The organism is Aminobacterium mobile DSM 12262 (assembly GCF_000526395.1).
Classification (GTDB): domain Bacteria; phylum Synergistota; class Synergistia; order Synergistales; family Aminobacteriaceae; genus Aminobacterium; species Aminobacterium mobile.
In genome coordinates, this window is sequence record NZ_JAFZ01000001.1 from 135,877 (window position 1) to 154,936 (window position 19,060).

The window sequence follows — 19,060 nt, forward strand, 5'->3', positions numbered from 1 at the left end:
CCCTGCTTAGACACTATAACGTGCCCCGCCTCGACTTCCGTCACGTGGAAGCAATTCGTGAATGTACTCCAGCCTTCTTTTCAAAAGCCTTTCCACCCCAGCTCCACAGGTTTTAGGCCTTTTTCGCCACCTTAAGGATGTCTCTCAGCCGGTGAACATCCATCTCTGGTAAGGATTCGACAAAACGAGGCGCCCTGCTTCTTCGCCTTTACTATTATTTATCATGGTAAAGTTCCAAATGGTACAGATTGGGTCGGATTATACGAAACAAATAGAAAGCTGTCAAGAGATATGATCACTTTTCGTGTATCGCTATATATCCACCACAACATTATCTATAAGCCGAGTTGAACCAAACCTCACTGCCAAAGCAATAAGGACCTTCCCTTGAAGAGGATCTACCGCTTCTAAATCCCCACAATCTACAATCTCGATATAGTCAATATTCGCTTTTTCCTTCTCATGAATCATTTTTTCTATAGTCTCATAAATCGTTGCGTGACTTCTCTCGCCCTTCTCAATCAACTGCACGGCTCTCTGTAACGAACGATAAAGAACTAGCGCTTGGTCTCGTTCTTCAGCAGTTAAATACACGTTACGAGAGCTCATGGCAAGACCGTCTTTTTCCCGTACAATAGGACATACACGAATTTGAATATCCTGATTCAAATCTTCAACCATACGCCGAACCACGATAGCCTGTTGGGCATCTTTCTGCCCAAAATATGCTCGGCCGGGCCTGACTATATTAAAAAGTTTTGTCACTACTGTTGTCACTCCACAGAAATGTCCTGGCCTAGAGCGTCCACATAATCCCTTCGTCAGTTTCTCTACATTAACACGCGTCTGGAAGCCATCTGGATACATTTCAGTAACAGAAGGGTGAAAAATAATGGTGGCACCGGCATCCTTAGCCACAGCTTCATCATGCAAAATATCCCGAGGATACGATGCATAATCTTCTTGAGGACCAAACTGGGTGGGATTTACAAAAATACTGACTACAACTATATCATTCTCTTGTGCCGCTTTTCGAATTAAAGAAATATGCCCATCATGGAGGAACCCCATAGTAGGGACTAAACCTATACTTTTACCTTCTTTACGATATTGACGTAACATACCTCTCAGCGCTGTAATACTCGTGATACTACTATCCATTACCCTTCCATCCTCCTAGCAGTTCATATGTTCTTCCAATGCTTAAAGCCATACCCTACCACTTCAGAGACATCTGAAAGCACAATAAAAGTCTGTGGGTCAATAGAAACCACAAATCTTTTTAATTCCATGGCCTGCCGCCGCGTTAAGATAACCATAATCATATTCTTGGGTTGACCCGAATAGGCTCCTCGCGCATCGATAAGAGTAGCACTTCGGTCAAGGTTCTCTATGATAAATCGTTTTATCTCTTCTGGTCGCTGCGTAATAATGAGAAGTTGTTTTCGTCGGTCAAAAGATTTTAATACACTATCGATAGTGAGGCTTTCAACATAAAGCAACACACCGCCCATGAGAAGCTGTTCTATATCCACAACAAACCAAGAGGCAATGAGTACGGCAATATTAATATAAAAAGAATACATACCTACATCAACACCGTACTTTTTTCTCGCTGCCATTACTATTACATCAGTACCTCCCGTTGAGCCTCCCCCACGAAAAACCAACCCCATCCCAAGCCCGCCTAAAACGCCTCCTAAAATAGCTGCAAGGAAAGTGTTGTGAAGGACTGGGTAGTGAAAAAGCTCAAAAAACATAATAGAAAGGGTATTAAGAACCGTAACATATAATGTCCAAAGTACAAAACGAGGGGACAGCACTCTCCAGCCCCACATAAGCAAGAGGGGGTTCCCAAGGGCAAGAACCCATGCAGGCGATATACCCCAGGCATAATGAGTGATTAACGCAATGCCTGTCAATCCGGTACTTGCAAATTTATAAGGGGCGGTCAGGGCTATAATGGCAAAACTCATAATAATCGTCCCAATCGTAGTATACGCTAGAGTCCCCCATTCCTGCCGAATCCAGTTCTTTAAAACATTTCTCTGTTCTTTCCAATTTTTAGAACTTTCTGTGCCCATTTATCATCGTCGCTCCCTATAAAGTGAGAAGTGTAAACCCCTTGCCTAGAAAATTACATATAGGTAGTTTTTTTACTTTATTAATCATTCCACGGGAAAAAAATTCTTCGATGATTCCAACGTGCAATCTCGTAAATTCCTCCCGTTTCTCGATCCCACGCATAAACCCCGTTTGCTGCGAGACGACCTACAGCGTCAAGAAAAAACATGTTACGAGAAAGAGCTTGTCCATAGCTAACAACACCTTCAAAACGCCTTACAAGAGGAAGATGTCCTCTTCCTTTTATATCAATCCAATAATCCGGTACTGGAATATGACTCTTTTGAAGGTACCGTAGCGCTTCAATATACGCTTGAGGTGCTTCCTCTAAAAAAAGAAGTTTGCCTCTAGAAGATTGCCTTAAATTTTTCAAGAGAGAGAATGCCAACCAATGAGCTGATGTATCAGGCATATAGCTCAAAGACACAACTGCAGAGTAAAATCCATCCATCAAGGCTAAAGATCTAGGAATAATGTGTGGATACCAAAATCCTTCTACACTTTCCCATCTTTCGAGATGACCATCACAGAGCATCATCAATAACGAGAGACTATTCGCCGCTTTTTGGCGCAAGGAAAGAGGAGTAGAGAGGGATCTCCATAAAAGTTCGGGCTCCAAAACATGGGCTTCTCTTATAAGATCTTGCTTCAATTGTTCTGCTTCTCTAAACATGCTTTTTTCAAGAGAATAAGATTGAACAAGATCTTCCCATTCTGTAGCTCCAGCGATCTGAACCGTGCAAAACACGATAACCACACTCATAGCCCAGAGATACTTCCACTTTAACTTCCTCATCTTTGCCACCTCCAGCCCTCGTTACATTGAGGGCTTCCCACCAGAAAGTCTATTTTGGTTGTAGAACTCTCATAGCATCAAATAAAGTGCGCTTCCAATAATCAACGAGGCGCTTTGATCAAAAGAGGCCTTTATTTTTTGCCAAACCTTCGTGTCCATAAAGCCATAAGACGAGCAAGAGAAAGCGCCACATCGGGATCCCCAACCCGTTCCCTTACGCGGTCTAGATTTTTCGCTATATCATTGGGTGCCGGAGTAATAATACGCCTCTGTCTTTCAATACTCTTCTGAGTCGATTTAGAGGAAATATGCCCAACTACAACTCGAACTCCTGAAACAGGGAGATCCCATTCTTCTCTCACCTTTCGAGCAATGCAAGCTCCCATCATAGAAATACGTTGAGCTGCAGCAGGACTATCGGCACGAATACAAAGCATAGTCTCTTCAAGGGAGTAAGGTTGGCTTCGCTTTGCTATACCTTCTCCCACCACATCTCCCCAACGTTTGGCTAGATGCGCGAGCAAAATTCGTTCTTTCGCTACTCGAGAAAAAGTACCCTCCAAAAGAGATGCTATAGAATTAGCCTGATTATGCCGTCGTACTCCCACTTCCTTTTCGCCTCCTTCGCGTTTCCAAATATATCGAAAGAAGTTGAATATCTGCCGGCGTCACTCCGGAAATTCTACTCGCCTGCCCAAGAGTACGAGGTTGCACTTTTTTTAATTTCTGAAGACTTTCTGTTAATAGACCAGGAACATCTTCATAACAGAATTTTTCTGGTATATAAACCTTCTCAGACTTTTGAAGCTGCCGAACTTGCCGTTCCTGCCTCTCAATGTATCCCGCATACTTAATTTCAATCTCCACGCTTCTCCTCTCATCTTCAGTGAGAGGAGAACTCAAAGCAGGAAGGAATGTCTCAATTTCTTTATACGTAACTTCCGGCCGACATAACAAATCCCATGCCCGAAGAGCTTCTTGAACAGGAGAAGAACCTATTCGTCGTAACCATTGGTTTACTTCTTCAGAAGGGAGGACACGAAAGGAAGAAAGCCTTTCTTTCTCTTCATCCACATTTTTCCACTTTTTAAGGAGTCTTGTCCATTTTTCGTCATCAATAAGTCCTAAACGTCGTCCAATTGGGGCAAGGCGACGATCAGCATTATCAAAGCGGAGAAGAAGGCGATATTCACATCGGCTCGTTAACATTCTATAGGGTTCTTCAGTACCCTTAGTCACAAGGTCGTCAATTAAAACCCCTATATAAGCATCTGACCTCTCTAAAACCAACGGCTCTTCCTTCCTGAGAGAAAGAACCGCATTGATGCCTGCCATAAGTCCTTGAGCCCCTGCCTCTTCGTAACCTGAAGTTCCGTTAATTTGTCCAGCACAGAAAAGTCCTCTGATTTTTTTCGTTTCAAGCCACGGCATCAATTGGGTAGGTTCTACATAATCATATTCAATGGCATAACCAGCACGGGTAATTTGTGCCTTTTCGCACCCCGGTAAGGCATGAACAATCTCTACCTGAACATCATAAGGCAAACTTGTTGAAAAATTCTGAAGATACACTTCTTTATTCCGCCGAGAAACTGGTTCTAAAAACACGAGATGGCTATCTTTTTCAGGAAAACGAATAACCTTATCTTCTATTGAGGGACAATATCGCGGACCAAGCCCCTGCAAACGACCTGTCCACAAAGGGGATCGCTCAAGATTTTCACGAATGATATCGTGGAGGCGTCTATGGGTACGGGTAAGGTAACAGGAATAGCCGCTATAGATTTTCTTCTCTCCCCACAAATCAAAACAAAGAGGTTCCTCTGCACTGTTCTGTTCCAAAAGAGATGCGGTGTCAATTGTATCGAGATGAATACGGGGAGTCGTATCAGTTCTCATGCGGTACATTTCAAGGGCATGTTCTCTCATAGAACAACTAAGATCAGTAGCCGCCATCTGTCCCATAGGTCCAGATTCGTAATTTAAAAGCCCTATATGTACTCGCCCCTTAAGGTATGTCCCTGTTGTTAAGATGACAGCCCCTGCTTCGTATGTAAAACCATAACGAGTTTTTACACCGCGAATACGTCCTTCATCTACCCATAAATCTGTAACAATATCTTGGTGAACCTCAAGATTTTTCGTCACCTCAAGAGCCCATATGAAATGATCTCGATAATCGTGGAGGTCACACTGAGCTCGAAGAGCCTGAACAGCAGGTCCCTTTGATGTATTCAGCCATCGGATCAGCATCGTTGAAGCATCTGCAGCTCGCGCCTGCTCGCCTCCTAAGGCATTCCCTTCCCTTACGAGATGCCCCTTAGCTGGTCCTCCAATAGAAGGATTACACGGCATTAAAGCCGTATTATCAAGATAGAGATTTAACATGAGAGTGCGAGCACCCATACGAGCCGCAGCAAGAGCTGCCTCGCATCCTGCATGTCCACCTCCCACTACTATAACGTCAAAGGAAGTTTGTGACATATTTCATCTCACCTTTACTCATCTCTAAGATCCTATTTTGAAACTTTCCATATTTCGCCTCGATGCACTTTCCATATTGACCCAGGCCATTGATTCATAGAGCTTTCAGCTGTAGCAGCGAAAATTTGCCATGACGATGCCACGAGAGCATCTACAAGTGTTTTTCGTCCTTCTTCATCAAGTTCAGCAGCTATTTCATCAAGTATAAGTATGGGCTTACGACGCATTTTTCGCTCTACAGCCCATCCAGCTGCTAACATTAGAGCCACTGCAGTTCGGCGACGTTGACCTCGACTCATAACAACAGAAGCTAATCTTTCTTCTGACAATACAGCAATATCATCCCTTTGAGGCCCCACTTGTGGAATAGCCGTCGTACGTTCTTTATCTCGCCATTTTCGCAGCGATTCCCAGTAATCGGCCATAGGATCCTCAAGACCTACTGTACCGCCTCTCAAAAAAAGAAGCTCTACTTTTGCAGGAAGGAGCACTTTAAATTCTGAAAGCCCTATATTTAATAAATCGATCGCAGCTGCACGTGTAGACCAGAGCCAAGCTACAAGGGGCGCAAGTACTTTTGAGGTCAGAGAAGGATCTCGCCTTTCTCGAAGAAGAATTGTACGATGCCGAAGCACTTTACGACAATCATTAAGTTTCCGCACATAGAGAGGGAAAAGTAATGTACACAAACGGTCTAAAAACTGTCGCCTAACGGAAGGTGCTCCATCAACAATAGCCATATCTCCAGGCAAAAAAGCCAATGTAGGAAGATTGGACCGTATGGTGCTATAAGTCGTACGTTTTCCATCACATTGGATAATGTTCTTTTCTCCCACTGTAGCTACGACGTCAAAATCTTCTTCTCCAGAAAAAAAGCCTCGAAGAAAAGCTTGTTTATCTTCTCCATTCCAATTCACTAACACTGATTTCCGTAAAGGCCGAAACGGGCCCCAGCCAGTAAGTATATGAATAGCCTCTAGAGCATTTGTTTTTCCCGAACCATTGTCTCCTACAAGAAGATTAAGCCCCGTAGCCCATTCAAGGCGACGAGGCACTAAATTCCTGAAACTTCGCCAGGATGTTAAATGACAGTAAACCATCTATATTCAAAAAACATCTCTACAATGGATTCGTCTCACTGGCTATGTCACTCTCATTTAACTTTATAGGCATGAGCATATACAAGAAATCATTTACACCTGGTCGAAGCATGCTCATTTGCCCTTCTGGTCCATTAAAAGTCATATAAACCTGTTCTCCATACATAGCCTTCAAACCATCTAAAAGATATCCAACATTAAAAGCAATCAATAGTGGCTCGCCGTCTATTTGGGCATCCAATATTTCTTCTGCTTCGCCAATTTCAGGAGCGCGGCCAATCATCCGAAGGTCTCCATTAGGAGAAAGCTTAAGAATAACCATGCGACTATAATCTCGAACTACCACATCTACACGTTCGAGGGCATTAATGAAGTTATTACGATCTATTTTTAGTGTTGTAGTGCTTTGCGGGTTGAGTATCTTTTCGTAATTTGGAAAAGATGATTCAATTTTACGAACAGAAAACTCCATGTCTCCCATTTGAAAATAAGCTAAAGAATCATCGTAAAGAATATGTATCGGATGATCTTCTTCCAGAGAGGATAGTTGTCGGAGTAATTCTTTCAATCCAGCAAGTGGAAGAAGTATTTCCTTCCCATTGCTATCAGTTCCTTCTTTACCTGAAGAAATATTTTCTCCAACAATAGAGGATTTGGAAAGAGAGAGGCGTCGGCCGTCGGTAGAAACAACATGTAGGTCTTCAGCTTTGAGTTGAATAAGCGCAGCGCCTAAATACTTCGGAAACTCCTCTCCTAAAGTACTTGCGACTGTCCCTTCGCTTAGAATTTGGGAAAGCATTCCAGCTGTTACTGTGCAGAAGGGACGTCCGTTATCTGACGTTGGCAGGTGAGGAAATTCCTCTACTGCGAAAGTTGAAAAACGGTATGTATTTCGACCTGCAAAGATAATTCCCTTCCCGTCTTCTACAGAGACTGTAAATGTATCAGTAGGTGCTTTTTTAAAAAGTTCCCCTACGACTTTAACAGGAAGAATAGCCTCTCCTTCTTCTTCTATTTGGACTCCAGCGGCATTACATTTTATAGATGTTTTAAGATCTGTTGCCTCAAGAGTCAGAGAGGTAGTGTGAGCTCGACATAGAATTCCGGCGAGAGAACTAATAGTGCTTTTTGTGCTTGTAACTCGTTCAGTTGTTTGCCAGCTTTTCATAAAATCTGGCTTGCTCACCTGGAGTCTCATGACTTATTCCCTCCTATAGCTATTATCTCTATTATTTTAGTTTATATAGTAATGGTAGTAATAACCCCTGTGGATAATGTGGAAATCACAGCAAACCTTGATGAAGAGATGGTTTCTTAGGTGGATAAGTACTCACAACTTTTTACATACTTATGCACATTGTCCACATTAAAATTGTGAAAAACTTAGAAATAACTTTTATTCACAGTTTATCCAGAGCATTTTCACAGCTTAGACTCAATGTTATCCACAATTTCTTTCATTCGAGGTTGTTCTTCTATAAGCTTTGTTATTTTTCTTTGGGCGTGGAGAACTGTAGTATGATCTTTTTTTCTAAAGGCTAATCCAACTTGTTGTAGACTGGATTCTGTAAGTTTTCGACAGAGGTACATTGCCACTTGTCTTGCTAAAGCAATGTCCGAAGTTCGACGATTTCCAGTCAAGTCTTCCACAGTAAGGCTAAAATTTTCTGCGACAATTTGTTGAATGGTGTCAATACTTATAGGCCCTCTTGCGTCGTGACGAATAATATCTTTTAACCATAGTGCAGCATTGTCTTCCGTAATAGGTTCCTGGTTGAGTTCAGCACAGGCTACAACTCTATTTAAAGCTCCTTCAAGTTCACGAATATTACTGGGGACGTTTTGGGCCAAAAAGGAGAGAACATCTTCGGGAACCTCGTAATTTCGTATTTGGGCCTTCTTCTGAAGAATAGCGATGCGCGTTTCTAAATCGGGCATCTGAATATCAGTTACAAGTCCCCATTCAAAACGACTTACAAGACGATCTTCTATGTTTTGAATCTCTTTTGGAGGACGATCGGAACAGATGACGATCTGCTTTTTGCTGACATGAAGCTGATTAAACGTGTGAAAAAATTCCTCTTGGCTGCTACCTTTATTGCCGAGGAACTGAATGTCGTCGATAAGTAAAATATCTACATTTCTATATTTAGACTTAAATTCTTGAGTCCTGTTGTTTTTAATAGATTGAATAAATTCGTTAATAAATTTTTCTGAACTCACATATGTTACCTTCAGAGAACTATTTTTATTGAGCACGTAGTGCCCAATAGCGTGCATAAGGTGAGTTTTTCCAAGGCCAACTCCCCCCCATATAAAAAGAGGGTTATAAGCTTCACCAGGTGTTTCGGCGACAGCAAGACTAGCTGCATGAGCAAGGCGGTTTGATTTGCCCACAACAAATGTATTAAAAACATAATTCGGATTCAATCCACTGTGAGAAATTGCGCTTGTCTGCTGAGCAGCCCTTTCTGCTCTTTGTTGCTCATCCTTTCTTGTTTCTGACGCTACTTTGAGATCAAGGTTATGTGCGTACCCATTATCTGTAAGAACATCTTCAATAATATTTTGGAAACGTTTTGAAATTTGTTCTTTTACAAATACATTAGGAACATCCACAACAAGAACATCGTCAACGATAGAGAGAGGGACACATGTTTTAAGCCATAAGTCTGCTGTCCCTTCTGGTATAGTCTCTTCTATTTTGTTGATAACGTCATCCCAAATGTCACTTATCCCTTTATCCACCAATTTATTCACCTCGACCGATGGATTTACCTCATCTTACCACAGCTCATCCACAAAAGTTATCCACATATCCACTATATATCCACGATTTATTAACATTGCGCAAACCCGCGTGATATCTCTCATAGTGAAGTTTTTAGAAATTAAGTGTCAAAATGACTATTCCTTACCATTCCCAGTTAAGGGGGGATACGAGCTTATCCACAACTTATGCACTTCTTGTGGATAAGTGTGGATAAATTACTTTCTTTTTCAAGAGAAAGCAGAACATTTTATATGCAGGTGGAATCATATCATATTTTTTGCCACTTCTTGTGGATAATTTTTACACATCTTTGGAAAAGACGGGTTACAATAATATATTCTAGATAAGATTATTATGATGCGGAGGAGGGATAAAATGACCGCCAATATTTGTCATATCATTAGTCATACAGACCTTGATGGAATTACTGCTGCTGCTGTAGCGTGGCATCATTATAGAGATATAATGCCCATAAAAGTTTCTCTCACAGGATACGGCGGTGTGGATGGACTTGTTCTGGAAAGTCTTAAAGCAGAAGAAGAGGTGGTTGTTTTAGATCTTTTCTGCCAAAAAGAACGCACCATTGAAGAAATTGACCGCCATTTCCGCGAGGACTCGTCCCCTTTTCTTTTTGATCATCATGAAACGACAGCCCAACGATATGCCAACCGTCCATGGCTTGTTGTGGACACCTCTATGTGCGCCGCTCAAGTGTATTTTAACTGGATTATTCATAGATATCCCCAAACGCCAGCCTCTTCTTTAGCCGATCTGGTCGTTATAGCTAATGATAGAGATTTATGGTTGAACGAGAAGGAAGAGAGCCGTCTTTGGCAAGCTATGATTACTTTATGTGGCCCTGAAAGCATACTGATGCGCTTAACAGCGAACCCCTCCTCGAAGCTTCGGTCCTTTGAAGAAAAAGCGGCGCGTTATTTTATAGAGAGACAGGAGAATCGTTTTACTCGAGCTCTGAACATTATAGGTCATTCCAAGGATATAGCTTTTGTGGAGGATGGAATATTGGAGTTTGGAGATGTATCGGATTTTGGAGGCCTTGTGCTAGATCGTCTCGAAAATCCCCCTTTCCTCGTAGCTGTGGCGGCGCGAAGGGCTATAGGTGACTGGGTTCTTTCATTACGCAGTCGCAGTGGCATGGCTGGGAAAGTTGTAGGAATCTTGCGGGATGGTAAGAAAGTTCGAGGGGGAGGACATGATGATTCGGCTGCCCTTTATTTCCCTCCTTTTTACTCTCAAGATCAGATCAAAAATTCGCTCTATACTGCAGTGCAGACAATTCGGGAGCGGGAACGATCAGTGGGTACGAACTTGGGAGATTTGTTGAGGGCGGCAATGGGAGAGGATCATTCTTAAGAACGTAGTGCGGAGGTGAAAGCATGAGCTTTTCCTCGAAACGTCTAAAAATTCTTCATTTTTTGGGGCTTCGACGAAGTATGATTGGTCTTTTGTCGATGGTAATTTTTGTAGGGCTTGGAGAAAGATTGGCAGAGCGATTCCTTCCCATTTATCTCATCGCTTTAGGGGGGGGGTCTTTCTCTGTAGGAATCCTCAATGGACTTGATAATCTTCTTTCCGCTCTTTATTCCTACCCTGGTGGCTATTTAGCTGACCAACTTGGAACGAAACAAGCGTTGGCTCTTTTTAATCTCTTAGCCATGTCAGGTTTCTTGATTGTGGTTTTAGTTCCCCATTGGTGGGCTGTTATTGGAGCATCTTTTCTTTTCCTTTCATGGTCGGCTGTCTCTCTTCCTGCTACGATGAAACTCATTTCGGAGGTACTTCCTCAAAATAAACGAACGATGGGTGTCTCTCTCCATTCTCTTGTAAGACGAATTCCTATGGCTTTAGGCCCTGTTATAGGGGGTATTATGATAGGCCTTTGGGGAGAAACGACAGGGGTTCGTGTCGCTTTTGCCGTAGCCTTACTTTTTGCCGGAGTAGCCCTTGTTTTGCAGCAAAAACTTATTCAAGAGAATCAGAGTGCAATCGAGCGCCCTGAAAAAAACCCTCTTGTTGTTTTTCGTCTGATGAGTCCTGCACTGAAAAATTTATTAATTTCTGATATACTCGTGCGATTTTGTGAGCAGATTCCTTATGCTTTTGCCGTAGTCTGGGCTATGAAAGTAATTGAGCATCCAGTATCGGCTTTTCAGTTTGGCATTTTAACCACTATTGAAATGGCGGTTGCTATGTTGATCTATATTCCAGTGGCTTGGCTAGCCGATAGAGGTGGAAAGAAAATTTTTGTAGTTATTACTTTTTGCTTTTTTACAATCTTTCCTCTTGTCCTTTATCATGCTCGCTCTTTCTGGCCTCTCGCAGGCGCTTTTGTCATAAGAGGATTGAAAGAGTTTGGGGAGCCGACGCGCAAATCTCTTATTCTTGATCTCGCCCCTGACGATAAAAAAGCGGCAATGTTTGGGCTTTACTACTTAATTCGGGATGTGATAGTGTCAATAGCGGCCTTTGGTGGCGCTTTTTTATGGATGGTCAGCCCAGCCTTGAACTTTTATGTCGCTTTTGCTTGTGGCGCGGCAGGAACTATATGGTTTGCCGTAAAAGGAAAGGATTTGAAAAGGAGCATCTTGTAGAAGACAGAAGAAGCTGGTAAAAATAAGGCCGATATAAGAATCTAAAAAGATTGGTGGGATCGAGGATGGCAGTGGTCAAAATAGTAGAGTATCAGGGACCTGATCCCCATGAAACTTTTGCGTGGAAGTTTACTGACGGAACAGGCCGATCTGATGAGCTTTCTACATGGACTCAATTAATTGTACGGGAAGCTCAGGAGGCGATTCTTTTTAAAAATGGCCAGGCCTTCGATCTCTTTACAGCTGGGCGACACACTCTTAGCACCCATAATATTCCCCTCCTGGCCACGTTTATGAACCTCCCTTCAGGTGGAAAATCTCCCTTTAAGGCAGAAATATGGTTTGTAAATAAGCTTTATTCTCTCGATATAAAGTGGGGCACTCCAACTCCTATTCAAATTCAAGATCCTCGCTACGGAGCATGGCTCCCAGTTCGATCTCATGGTCAATTCGGTATCCGCATTGCTGATTCGAGGAAGTTCCTCATCAAACTTGTAGGAAGCGTAGCGGCTTTCAATAAGGAGAATCTCGTTCAATTCTTTAGGGGAATCCTTACGACTCGCATTAAAGATCTTATTTCGAGCTATATAGTGCTAGAAAAGAAGAGCATTTTGGAATTAAATGCCTTCCTCAACGAATTTTCCACTCACATGGAAGAAACTCTCCGTCCCATATTGCAAGATTTCGGCATTGAGATGGTGAATTTTTTTGTAAACTCTATTAACGTACCTGACGATGACCCTGCTGTAATCCAGCTCAAAAATGCTTTAGCCAAACGAGCTGAAATGGATATCTTAGGATATTCGTATCAACAGCAAAGAAGTTTCGATACATTGGAAACAGCTGCTAGTAACGAGGGGGGCGGGGCGTTAACTATGCAGGCTGGTTTAGGACTAGGAATGGGAGTTGGACTAGGAAAAACATTTGGACAAGTCTCAGACCAGATGGGCAACCAAATGGCAGTAACAGACTCTGGATCATGTCCATCCTGTAGAGCAAGGCTTCCTCAGAACGCACGTTTTTGTCCTCAGTGTGGTTTCCAGATTAACAGATGCCCACTCTGCGGGAACCCCGTTCCTGAAGGGATATCTGAGTGCCCTCATTGCGGAGCCCTTTTATCTGTAGAGTGTCCTCATTGTAAAAGGAAAATCAACCCAGGAATGAAATTCTGTCCTTTCTGCGGAGAGGCTTTATGTAAAGTTTGTTCTGCTTGCGGTGAAAAGATAGAACCACAGGCCCATTTTTGTCCCTCTTGCGGCAAAAAAATTGAAAGAGACTAGCTTTAGCTGGGAAAGGAGTCTCTCATGAAGACGAAAAACCGTATAAGTCTTGTGTTACTTTTTGTCATGGCAGTTGTACTTGTAGTCCTTGTGTCCATATCTTTCTTGACAACTGATACAGCCAGCAGGACCGGGCATTTCTGGATGACCTTCGCTTTTCTTGTTCTGGGAATAGTTCTTTCTGGTGTTTTTGGTTTTTTGCAGATTCGGATTCATTTGGATCATGGCCTCCCAACTCCTGCATTTTTCAGTATTGGAACCCTTATTGTCCTCTATGACCTTTTTCTGGTGATAAACCCTGTCGCATCATGGAAAGGTTTTGAGTTTTCCCTTATCGCCTATAGTGTTACTCATATCGTTGGTTTGGCTATGTTTTTATCTCTATCAGGAATGGCTCTTATGTCGGCCATGTCTATTACAGAGCGCGAGGGACGCGAAACAAAGGGGAGATATACAATTCGCTTGTGGGATGATCAGATCAACCGCATGATTCGGCAAGGGAAAGCTAATCAACTCGATGAAGATCTTATAGAGATGCTCCAAAAGGCATTAGGAAAGGTACGTTATACAGACCCATTAGGTTCTGACGAATCAGCCGATTTAGAAGAAGATATAGTAGAGGATATACAGTGGCTGGCTCGACAGATAGATGAAATCTCGGTAGATTTTGAGGATGAGAAGAAAAGCTCTATTGTTCAAGAAATGAAACAACGAGTACAAATATTAATGAGGCGACTCGAAGACAGAGAAGCTCTTCTCGCTCGTGTAAAGTAATTTTTTCAAGGAGGAACGTACATGTCGTCGGAGAACGTGGAAAAGAGGCAGGTGTGCCCTTCCTGTGGAGCCAGAAATGAAGGAAAAACAGCATATTGTGCTTATTGCGGAACTATGCTTCCAAAAGTACAGAGTGTTGAAGGGGCAACAGAGGGTGTTATTGCTATAAAACTACCTGGGGAACGAATAGCGTTTAAAAGAATTAGTGTGGGGCTTGTATTATTTCTCTCCATCATTACGTTAGGAATGTATCCGGCTTTTTGGGTTTTTTTAAGGCGAAATTCTTTTAATCAGTTGAAAGTAAGCGAAAAAATTCAAGACTGGCTCGCTCTCCTCCCCCTCATATTATGGGGTGTCTCTTTTGTTTTGGGAGCAAACGAAGGAGAAGGAGAACAAATTTTAGCCCTTCTGTCTTTCGTGACGTGGGTTTTCTTGTCCTTTAAAATGCGAAAAATGCTTCGTGAATATGTAGCTGGTTTTGCTGATGAGGAAGCATTGAAAAGTGTAGCGAGATCTGGCATTATGACCTTTTTCTTCTTGATTTTTTATATTCAGTACCATATAAATAGGCTTATTGACATCGGCGTCTTTAAAAGAGCAAATTAATGCAATTGGAGCAACGTGTAAAGGGTCCTCTTTAAGGGGGGACCTTTTTTATGTTTGGTGATAATATATATCTATAAATCTTATAACGGATGGTGAAACAGTATGTCCATCTATTTAAATAATGCAGCAACATCATGGCCGAAACCCCAAGTGGTTCCACAAGCTATGTACGATTTTATGGTGAATTCAGGAGCCAATTTAGCCAGGGGTACAGCAGCGAAACGAGATCTTGGCACTATGGATCTTGTGCTGGAATGTCGCGAAATCTTGTCAGAGTTTTTTCATGGATTTGAAGATGGAGATCCTCGTTATGTTACCTTTACTGCCAATGTAACTGAATCTATTAATGTAGTGCTTAAAGGTTATCTCAAACCAGGAATGAGAGTGCTTACAAGCAGTATGGAGCACAATGCTTCTATGCGCCCTCTCAGACGTCTGGAACAACGGGGCATAATCCTTTCTGTTCTTCCCTGCACCCAAGAGGGAGATCTTCCTCTTCACGTTTTAACAGAGGCTTTAGAAAGTTCTTGTGATTTGGTTATGATCAATCATGCAAGTAACGTATGCGGCACAATTCAAGATCTTGAGGGGATAGCAAAATTATGTAAAAGTCATAACGTTCCTCTTGTTGTGGATGCAGCTCAGACAGCAGGGATTCTCCCTATAGATGTAGCAGGTCTTGATATTGCTGCTCTTTGTTTTACAGGGCATAAAGGCCTTATGGGTCCCCAGGGTATTGGTGGCATTGTATGGCGCCCTGACTTTGCGGAACAAGTTGATTGTTTTATTGAAGGGGGAACAGGGAGCTTTTCTCACCTTGAGTATCAGCCAGATCTTCTTCCTGATAAGTTTGAAGCTGGGACCCCTAATTTGCCTGGCATTGCTGGCCTTCGGGCAGCAATGAAATGGCTTATAGCGGAGGGAATTCATAATATTCACGCCAAAGAAAAAGCTCTTGGATCTCGTTTCCTGAAGGGAATACAGCAAATTCCTGGAGTTCTTCTGGCAGGGAAAAAAACGATGGATAGGCGGCTCCCAGTCTTTCCTCTTAATTTTCAAGGTCTGGATCATGCTCTTGTGGCAGCCGATTTAGTAGAAAAAGCAGGTATCGAAACGAGGCCAGGCCTGCATTGCGCACCGACAGCCCACAAGACTCTTGGCACGGACAGCATGGGGGGAGCGCTGCGCATATCCATGGGCTACTTCAATACGGAGAAAGATATAGATTGTTGTCTTCAGGTCCTTCAAGCGCTTTTAACAGTACCTATGAAATTCTAAAGAGTTAATCGAAAAAATCCTGCTCCATGGTTCTGTCTTCAGGGGCAGGTTTTTCTTCTTTCCCTTCCTCAAAAATAACGGTTTGTTTTCCCCCCCTCCTCTTAGCCCTATAGAGAGCCTTATCCCCGTCTTGGAAGAGAGTATTTATAGAATGATATTGAAAAGAGTGGGCAACAATACCTATGCTGCACGATAGGTTACGTTCTGTTTTCCCTACTTTAAAAGGTGGTTCCATACTATTTTTTACCGCGTTACCGAAAGCAACGCCTTCCTCCCAGCTTCTTCCAGGAAGAAGTAAGGCAAATTCATCACCTCCCAATCGGGCTAGAATGTCTTGGCTTCGTAGAAGTTTTGAAACTCTTTTTCCCACTTCCCGCAGAACCCTGTCACCATTTAAGTGCCCAAAAGTGTCGTTAACGGATTTAAAGTTATCTACATCCAACATAACGAAGAGAAAAGGGACTCTTTTCCCTCGTTTATTGCCTTCAATCATGCGATAAAGTTTTTCCATAAAACTGGCCCGATTGGGAAGCCCCGTTAAGGAATCTCGGTATGCCATATGGTACAGCTTGTTCTGTAGATTTTTTCTCTTCGAAATATCTCTTGCAATGGCGAGGATTAAGTGGTTATTGCCAAGTATAAGCTTTTGGACATACATCTCTACTGGCAGTTTCTCCCCATTTTTTTTCGTTAAAATTGTCTCTCTTGGGGCGAGGAGAGGGAAATGAGCTATTCCCATGAACGAGGATAGAGGCTGATTTACGAGCATATTGCTTTCATAACCAAGGGTATGATGAGCCAGTTCATTAGCGAGAACGATATTCCCTTCATAGTTGCAAAGAAAAAATAGGTCAGGGGCTTTATCTATAAGTTTATGAATGTTTTCAAGCATCGAGTTGATATTTTGAGAGAAAAAACCAATCTCGTCTTCCCCTTGATCATCCAATCGAAGGTGAAGGTCAGCGGTTTCGGATATGTTCTGGATCTGTTTTGCCATAGATTGCAACCGAAATAAAATTGTAGTGTGGAAAAGTAACAGGAGAAGCATAGCGATAGCTCCTTGCGCTATAGTGAACCAGAGAAGAATAATACGTACGGTCATTTTCCCAGATTGAAAGAGAAGTCTGGGTTTTGAGGCTGTTAAACAGAAAAGAGGGGCTCCTGTAATGTCAGGAATCAATATTTTCCCCTCAACACGGGCGTTTGTTTTTCCTAAAAGTACTGTTTCCCAGTTCCTATGAGAAGAAGACATCTTTTTATCAATAGGTTCGATGCGAAGAGAAAGACCAAGCAGCGATCCGATGTTTTGAAGCCGTTCTTCTCCAAAAAATTCACCTACAACAAGTGTCCCCATGGGGGGACCGGAATAATCACTTTTAAGCACGGGTGCTACGGCTAAGATCATGTGTTCTCCTGTACTGAAGAACCCTGTTGTTTTCCCATCTTTCCCTACGTCAAGAGTGGAAAGCATATGTTGAATCTCTTGAACGCGGCCATCACGAAGGGGTGTTTTCTGAACTTTTTTTAGGTCAAAAAGAGTACTATAAGCAAGCTTCCCCTCTCTATCGAATAACAAAAAGATGTTGAGGTGGAGGTTTTCGAAAGTTTCATTCATAAGATTATTTTTTATAAAAGAAGTGTTATTTCCCTGAAGAAAATTATACGTAGCATCCCACGGAGCCCAGTCTCCAGCAATACTTTCTAGTCTCATACGAAGAGCGTTAAGGGATTGTAAGATTTTTTTGTTATCTTCTTCAAATGACGCTTCTTCTAATGCAATAAATTTCTGCAATACCACATGGTCAGCTATAAAGAAGGCGACGAGAGTGCTGGCGATGAAAGCCAACAATATTATTAAGCAGGTTTTGACGCGTATGGACATAAGGGGCACCTACTCTTTCTCTTGGTAAGCAAGATAGCTCCAAGATTTTCGCAAGTCAAAGAACGATATTGTTTAAAAGTTTAATCTCGAAATTGATAGCTGTCAAAAAGGCCTTGACAAGATAAGGAATTTAAGTACTATAATTCCTGAATTGATTATTGGGGGTTATTTTATGAATACTATTATTGCCATTTCAGAAGCTGCCTCTTTGGCTTTCCACGGTATGGGGCTTTTGGCGATTTCAGGGGAACGTATGAGTGCAAGAGAAATAGCGGAAAGAATAGGGGTTTCAGAAACACATCTTGCCAAGGTCTTTCAACGTCTTGTCAGAGCAGGGCTTGTCGTGTCATCTCGTGGTCCTGGGGGCGGCTTCCAACTTGCTCGTTTGGCGGATAGCATTTCGCTTTTTCAGATTTATGTGGAGATCGAAGGGGAACCTTCTGGAGAATACTGCCTTTTAAAAGCTGAGGAATGTCCCTTCGCTTCCTGTCTTTTTGGAGGGGTGTTACAAAAGATGACACGAGAGTTTATAGAGTATTTGAAAGAAAAAAGTTTAGCTGATTTCATGAGAAGTGGAGGAGAGGAGACAGGGTATGAAACGGAAAATTATCAAAATTGATGAAGAAAAGTGTAATGGGTGTGGAATATGTGCCCATGCTTGTCACGAAGGAGCCATTCAAATAGTGAATGGAAAGGCCCGTTTGGTAAGTGAATCGTATTGCGATGGTCTTGGAGACTGTATTGGAGAGTGTCCACAAGGAGCCATTACTTTTGAAGAAAGGGAAGCGGCTCCTTATGATGAGGAAGTGGTGAAACTTCATTTGGTATCTAGAGTAAAAGATAATATGTCTCCTCTTCCTTGTGGCTGCCCAGGATCTATGGCAAGAGATTTGAGAAACGTTTCTTCTTCAAGTAAAATAAGAAACATAATAGAAAAAGAACCCATATCGTCTCGCCTCGGAAACTGGCCAGTTCAAATTCGTCTTATACCCGCTCATGCTTTATATCTTCAAAATGCGAATCTCGTAGTAGCAGCAGATTGTACGGCCTATGCCTTTGCTGACTTTCACAGACATTTTCTTGAAAAAAAGGACACGGTGTGTCTTATAGGATGCCCTAAGCTCGATGATGCTCAAGAGTATGCCGAGAAAATGAGCCAAATTATTGCTGAGAATACCCCCCATGCCATTACGGTTATACATATGGAAGTTCCGTGTTGCAGTGGCCTGATTCATCTTATGGAAAAAGCTATTGAGAAAGCAAAAGTAAATCTTACTTTGAACGTAGTAAAGATAGGCATACGCGGAGATATTTTAAATCGCGAGTCTATAAAATATATATTTTCTTAATA

Annotated in this window: 17 protein-coding genes; 8 read left to right on the forward strand and 9 right to left on the reverse strand. The window is 42.3% G+C overall.

The annotated features are described in order from the left end of the window. Nucleotides 1-312 precede the first annotated feature (312 nt). From panC to dnaA, 8 genes are all read right to left on the reverse strand, one after another. Complete coding sequence (panC, locus tag K360_RS0100710) at nt 313-1,161, reverse strand: pantoate--beta-alanine ligase (RefSeq protein ID WP_024821269.1); 849 nt, start codon at nt 1,159-1,161, stop codon at nt 313-315. 23 nt (nt 1,162-1,184) lie between these two features. Beyond that, nucleotides 1,185-2,084, reverse strand: a complete 900-nt coding sequence (locus K360_RS0100715; protein ID WP_024821270.1) for a YitT family protein — start codon at nt 2,082-2,084, stop codon at nt 1,185-1,187. Nucleotides 2,085-2,164: 80 nt separating this feature from the next. After that, nucleotides 2,165-2,920, reverse strand: coding sequence for a hypothetical protein (locus tag K360_RS0100720; RefSeq protein ID WP_024821271.1), 756 nt, complete (start codon nt 2,918-2,920; stop codon nt 2,165-2,167). Nucleotides 2,921-3,051: 131 nt separating this feature from the next. Then, nucleotides 3,052-3,528, reverse strand: a complete 477-nt coding sequence (locus K360_RS0100725) for a DciA family protein (RefSeq protein WP_024821272.1) — start codon at nt 3,526-3,528, stop codon at nt 3,052-3,054. Beyond that, nucleotides 3,509-5,404 (reverse strand): tRNA uridine-5-carboxymethylaminomethyl(34) synthesis enzyme MnmG, encoded by a 1,896-nt coding sequence (mnmG, locus tag K360_RS0100730; protein ID WP_024821273.1) that lies wholly within the window; start codon nt 5,402-5,404, stop codon nt 3,509-3,511. Before mnmG ends, K360_RS0100725 begins: the two co-directional genes overlap by 20 nt. Nucleotides 5,405-5,436: 32 nt before the next feature. After that, entirely contained in the window at nt 5,437-6,504 is a 1,068-nt protein-coding gene (gene recF, locus K360_RS0100735; RefSeq protein WP_024821274.1) for a DNA replication/repair protein RecF, read from the reverse strand. 19 nt (nt 6,505-6,523) lie between these two features. Continuing rightward, nucleotides 6,524-7,702 carry a DNA polymerase III subunit beta gene (gene dnaN / locus K360_RS0100740; protein ID WP_024821275.1) on the reverse strand — a complete coding sequence of 393 codons (1,179 nt, stop codon included), beginning with the start codon at nt 7,700-7,702 and terminating at the stop codon, nt 6,524-6,526. 224 nt (nt 7,703-7,926) lie between these two features. Beyond that, nucleotides 7,927-9,252, reverse strand: a complete 1,326-nt coding sequence (dnaA, locus tag K360_RS0100745) for a chromosomal replication initiator protein DnaA (protein WP_024821276.1) — start codon at nt 9,250-9,252, stop codon at nt 7,927-7,929. A 400-nt stretch (nt 9,253-9,652) separates the two neighbouring features. Between dnaA and K360_RS0100750 the strand changes: the two genes are divergently transcribed. The 6 genes from K360_RS0100750 to K360_RS0100775 all read left to right on the forward strand — a co-directional run bounded on the left by K360_RS0100750 (nt 9,653) and on the right by K360_RS0100775 (nt 15,827). Next, nucleotides 9,653-10,651 (forward strand): DHH family phosphoesterase, encoded by a 999-nt coding sequence (locus K360_RS0100750; protein WP_024821277.1) that lies wholly within the window; start codon nt 9,653-9,655, stop codon nt 10,649-10,651. A 23-nt stretch (nt 10,652-10,674) separates the two neighbouring features. Next, the gene (locus K360_RS0100755; protein ID WP_024821278.1) at nt 10,675-11,889 is read left to right on the forward strand and encodes an MFS transporter; all 1,215 of its coding nucleotides are present in this window, start codon (nt 10,675-10,677) and stop codon (nt 11,887-11,889) included. Nucleotides 11,890-11,954: 65 nt separating this feature from the next. After that, the gene (locus K360_RS0100760; protein ID WP_024821279.1) at nt 11,955-13,169 is read left to right on the forward strand and encodes an SPFH domain-containing protein; all 1,215 of its coding nucleotides are present in this window, start codon (nt 11,955-11,957) and stop codon (nt 13,167-13,169) included. Nucleotides 13,170-13,193: 24 nt separating this feature from the next. After that, entirely contained in the window at nt 13,194-13,943 is a 750-nt protein-coding gene (locus tag K360_RS0100765) for a hypothetical protein (RefSeq protein WP_024821280.1), read from the forward strand. 21 nt (nt 13,944-13,964) lie between these two features. Continuing rightward, the gene (locus K360_RS0100770; protein WP_024821281.1) at nt 13,965-14,549 is read left to right on the forward strand and encodes a DUF4234 domain-containing protein; all 585 of its coding nucleotides are present in this window, start codon (nt 13,965-13,967) and stop codon (nt 14,547-14,549) included. A gap of 102 nt (nt 14,550-14,651) precedes the next feature. Next, nucleotides 14,652-15,827: an aminotransferase class V-fold PLP-dependent enzyme gene (locus K360_RS0100775; protein WP_024821282.1), complete on the forward strand. Its 1,176-nt coding sequence runs from the start codon at nt 14,652-14,654 to the stop codon at nt 15,825-15,827. Nucleotides 15,828-15,831: 4 nt separating this feature from the next. Here K360_RS0100775 and K360_RS0100780 read toward each other — a convergent pair whose 3' ends face one another. Next, nucleotides 15,832-17,709 (reverse strand): sensor domain-containing diguanylate cyclase, encoded by a 1,878-nt coding sequence (locus K360_RS0100780; RefSeq protein WP_156923299.1) that lies wholly within the window; start codon nt 17,707-17,709, stop codon nt 15,832-15,834. Between the two features lie 172 nt (nt 17,710-17,881). On the opposite strand from K360_RS0100780, the gene K360_RS0100785 reads away from it, so the two are divergent. Together K360_RS0100785 and K360_RS0100790 are read left to right on the forward strand one after the other, a co-directional pair. Continuing rightward, a complete protein-coding gene (locus K360_RS0100785) occupies nt 17,882-18,328 on the forward strand; it encodes an RrF2 family transcriptional regulator (protein WP_024821284.1) in 447 nt (148 codons plus the stop codon). After that, the gene (locus K360_RS0100790; RefSeq protein WP_024821285.1) at nt 18,303-19,058 is read left to right on the forward strand and encodes an ATP-binding protein; all 756 of its coding nucleotides are present in this window, start codon (nt 18,303-18,305) and stop codon (nt 19,056-19,058) included. The genes K360_RS0100785 and K360_RS0100790 overlap by 26 nt, the downstream gene beginning before the upstream one ends. Nucleotides 19,059-19,060 lie beyond the last annotated feature (2 nt).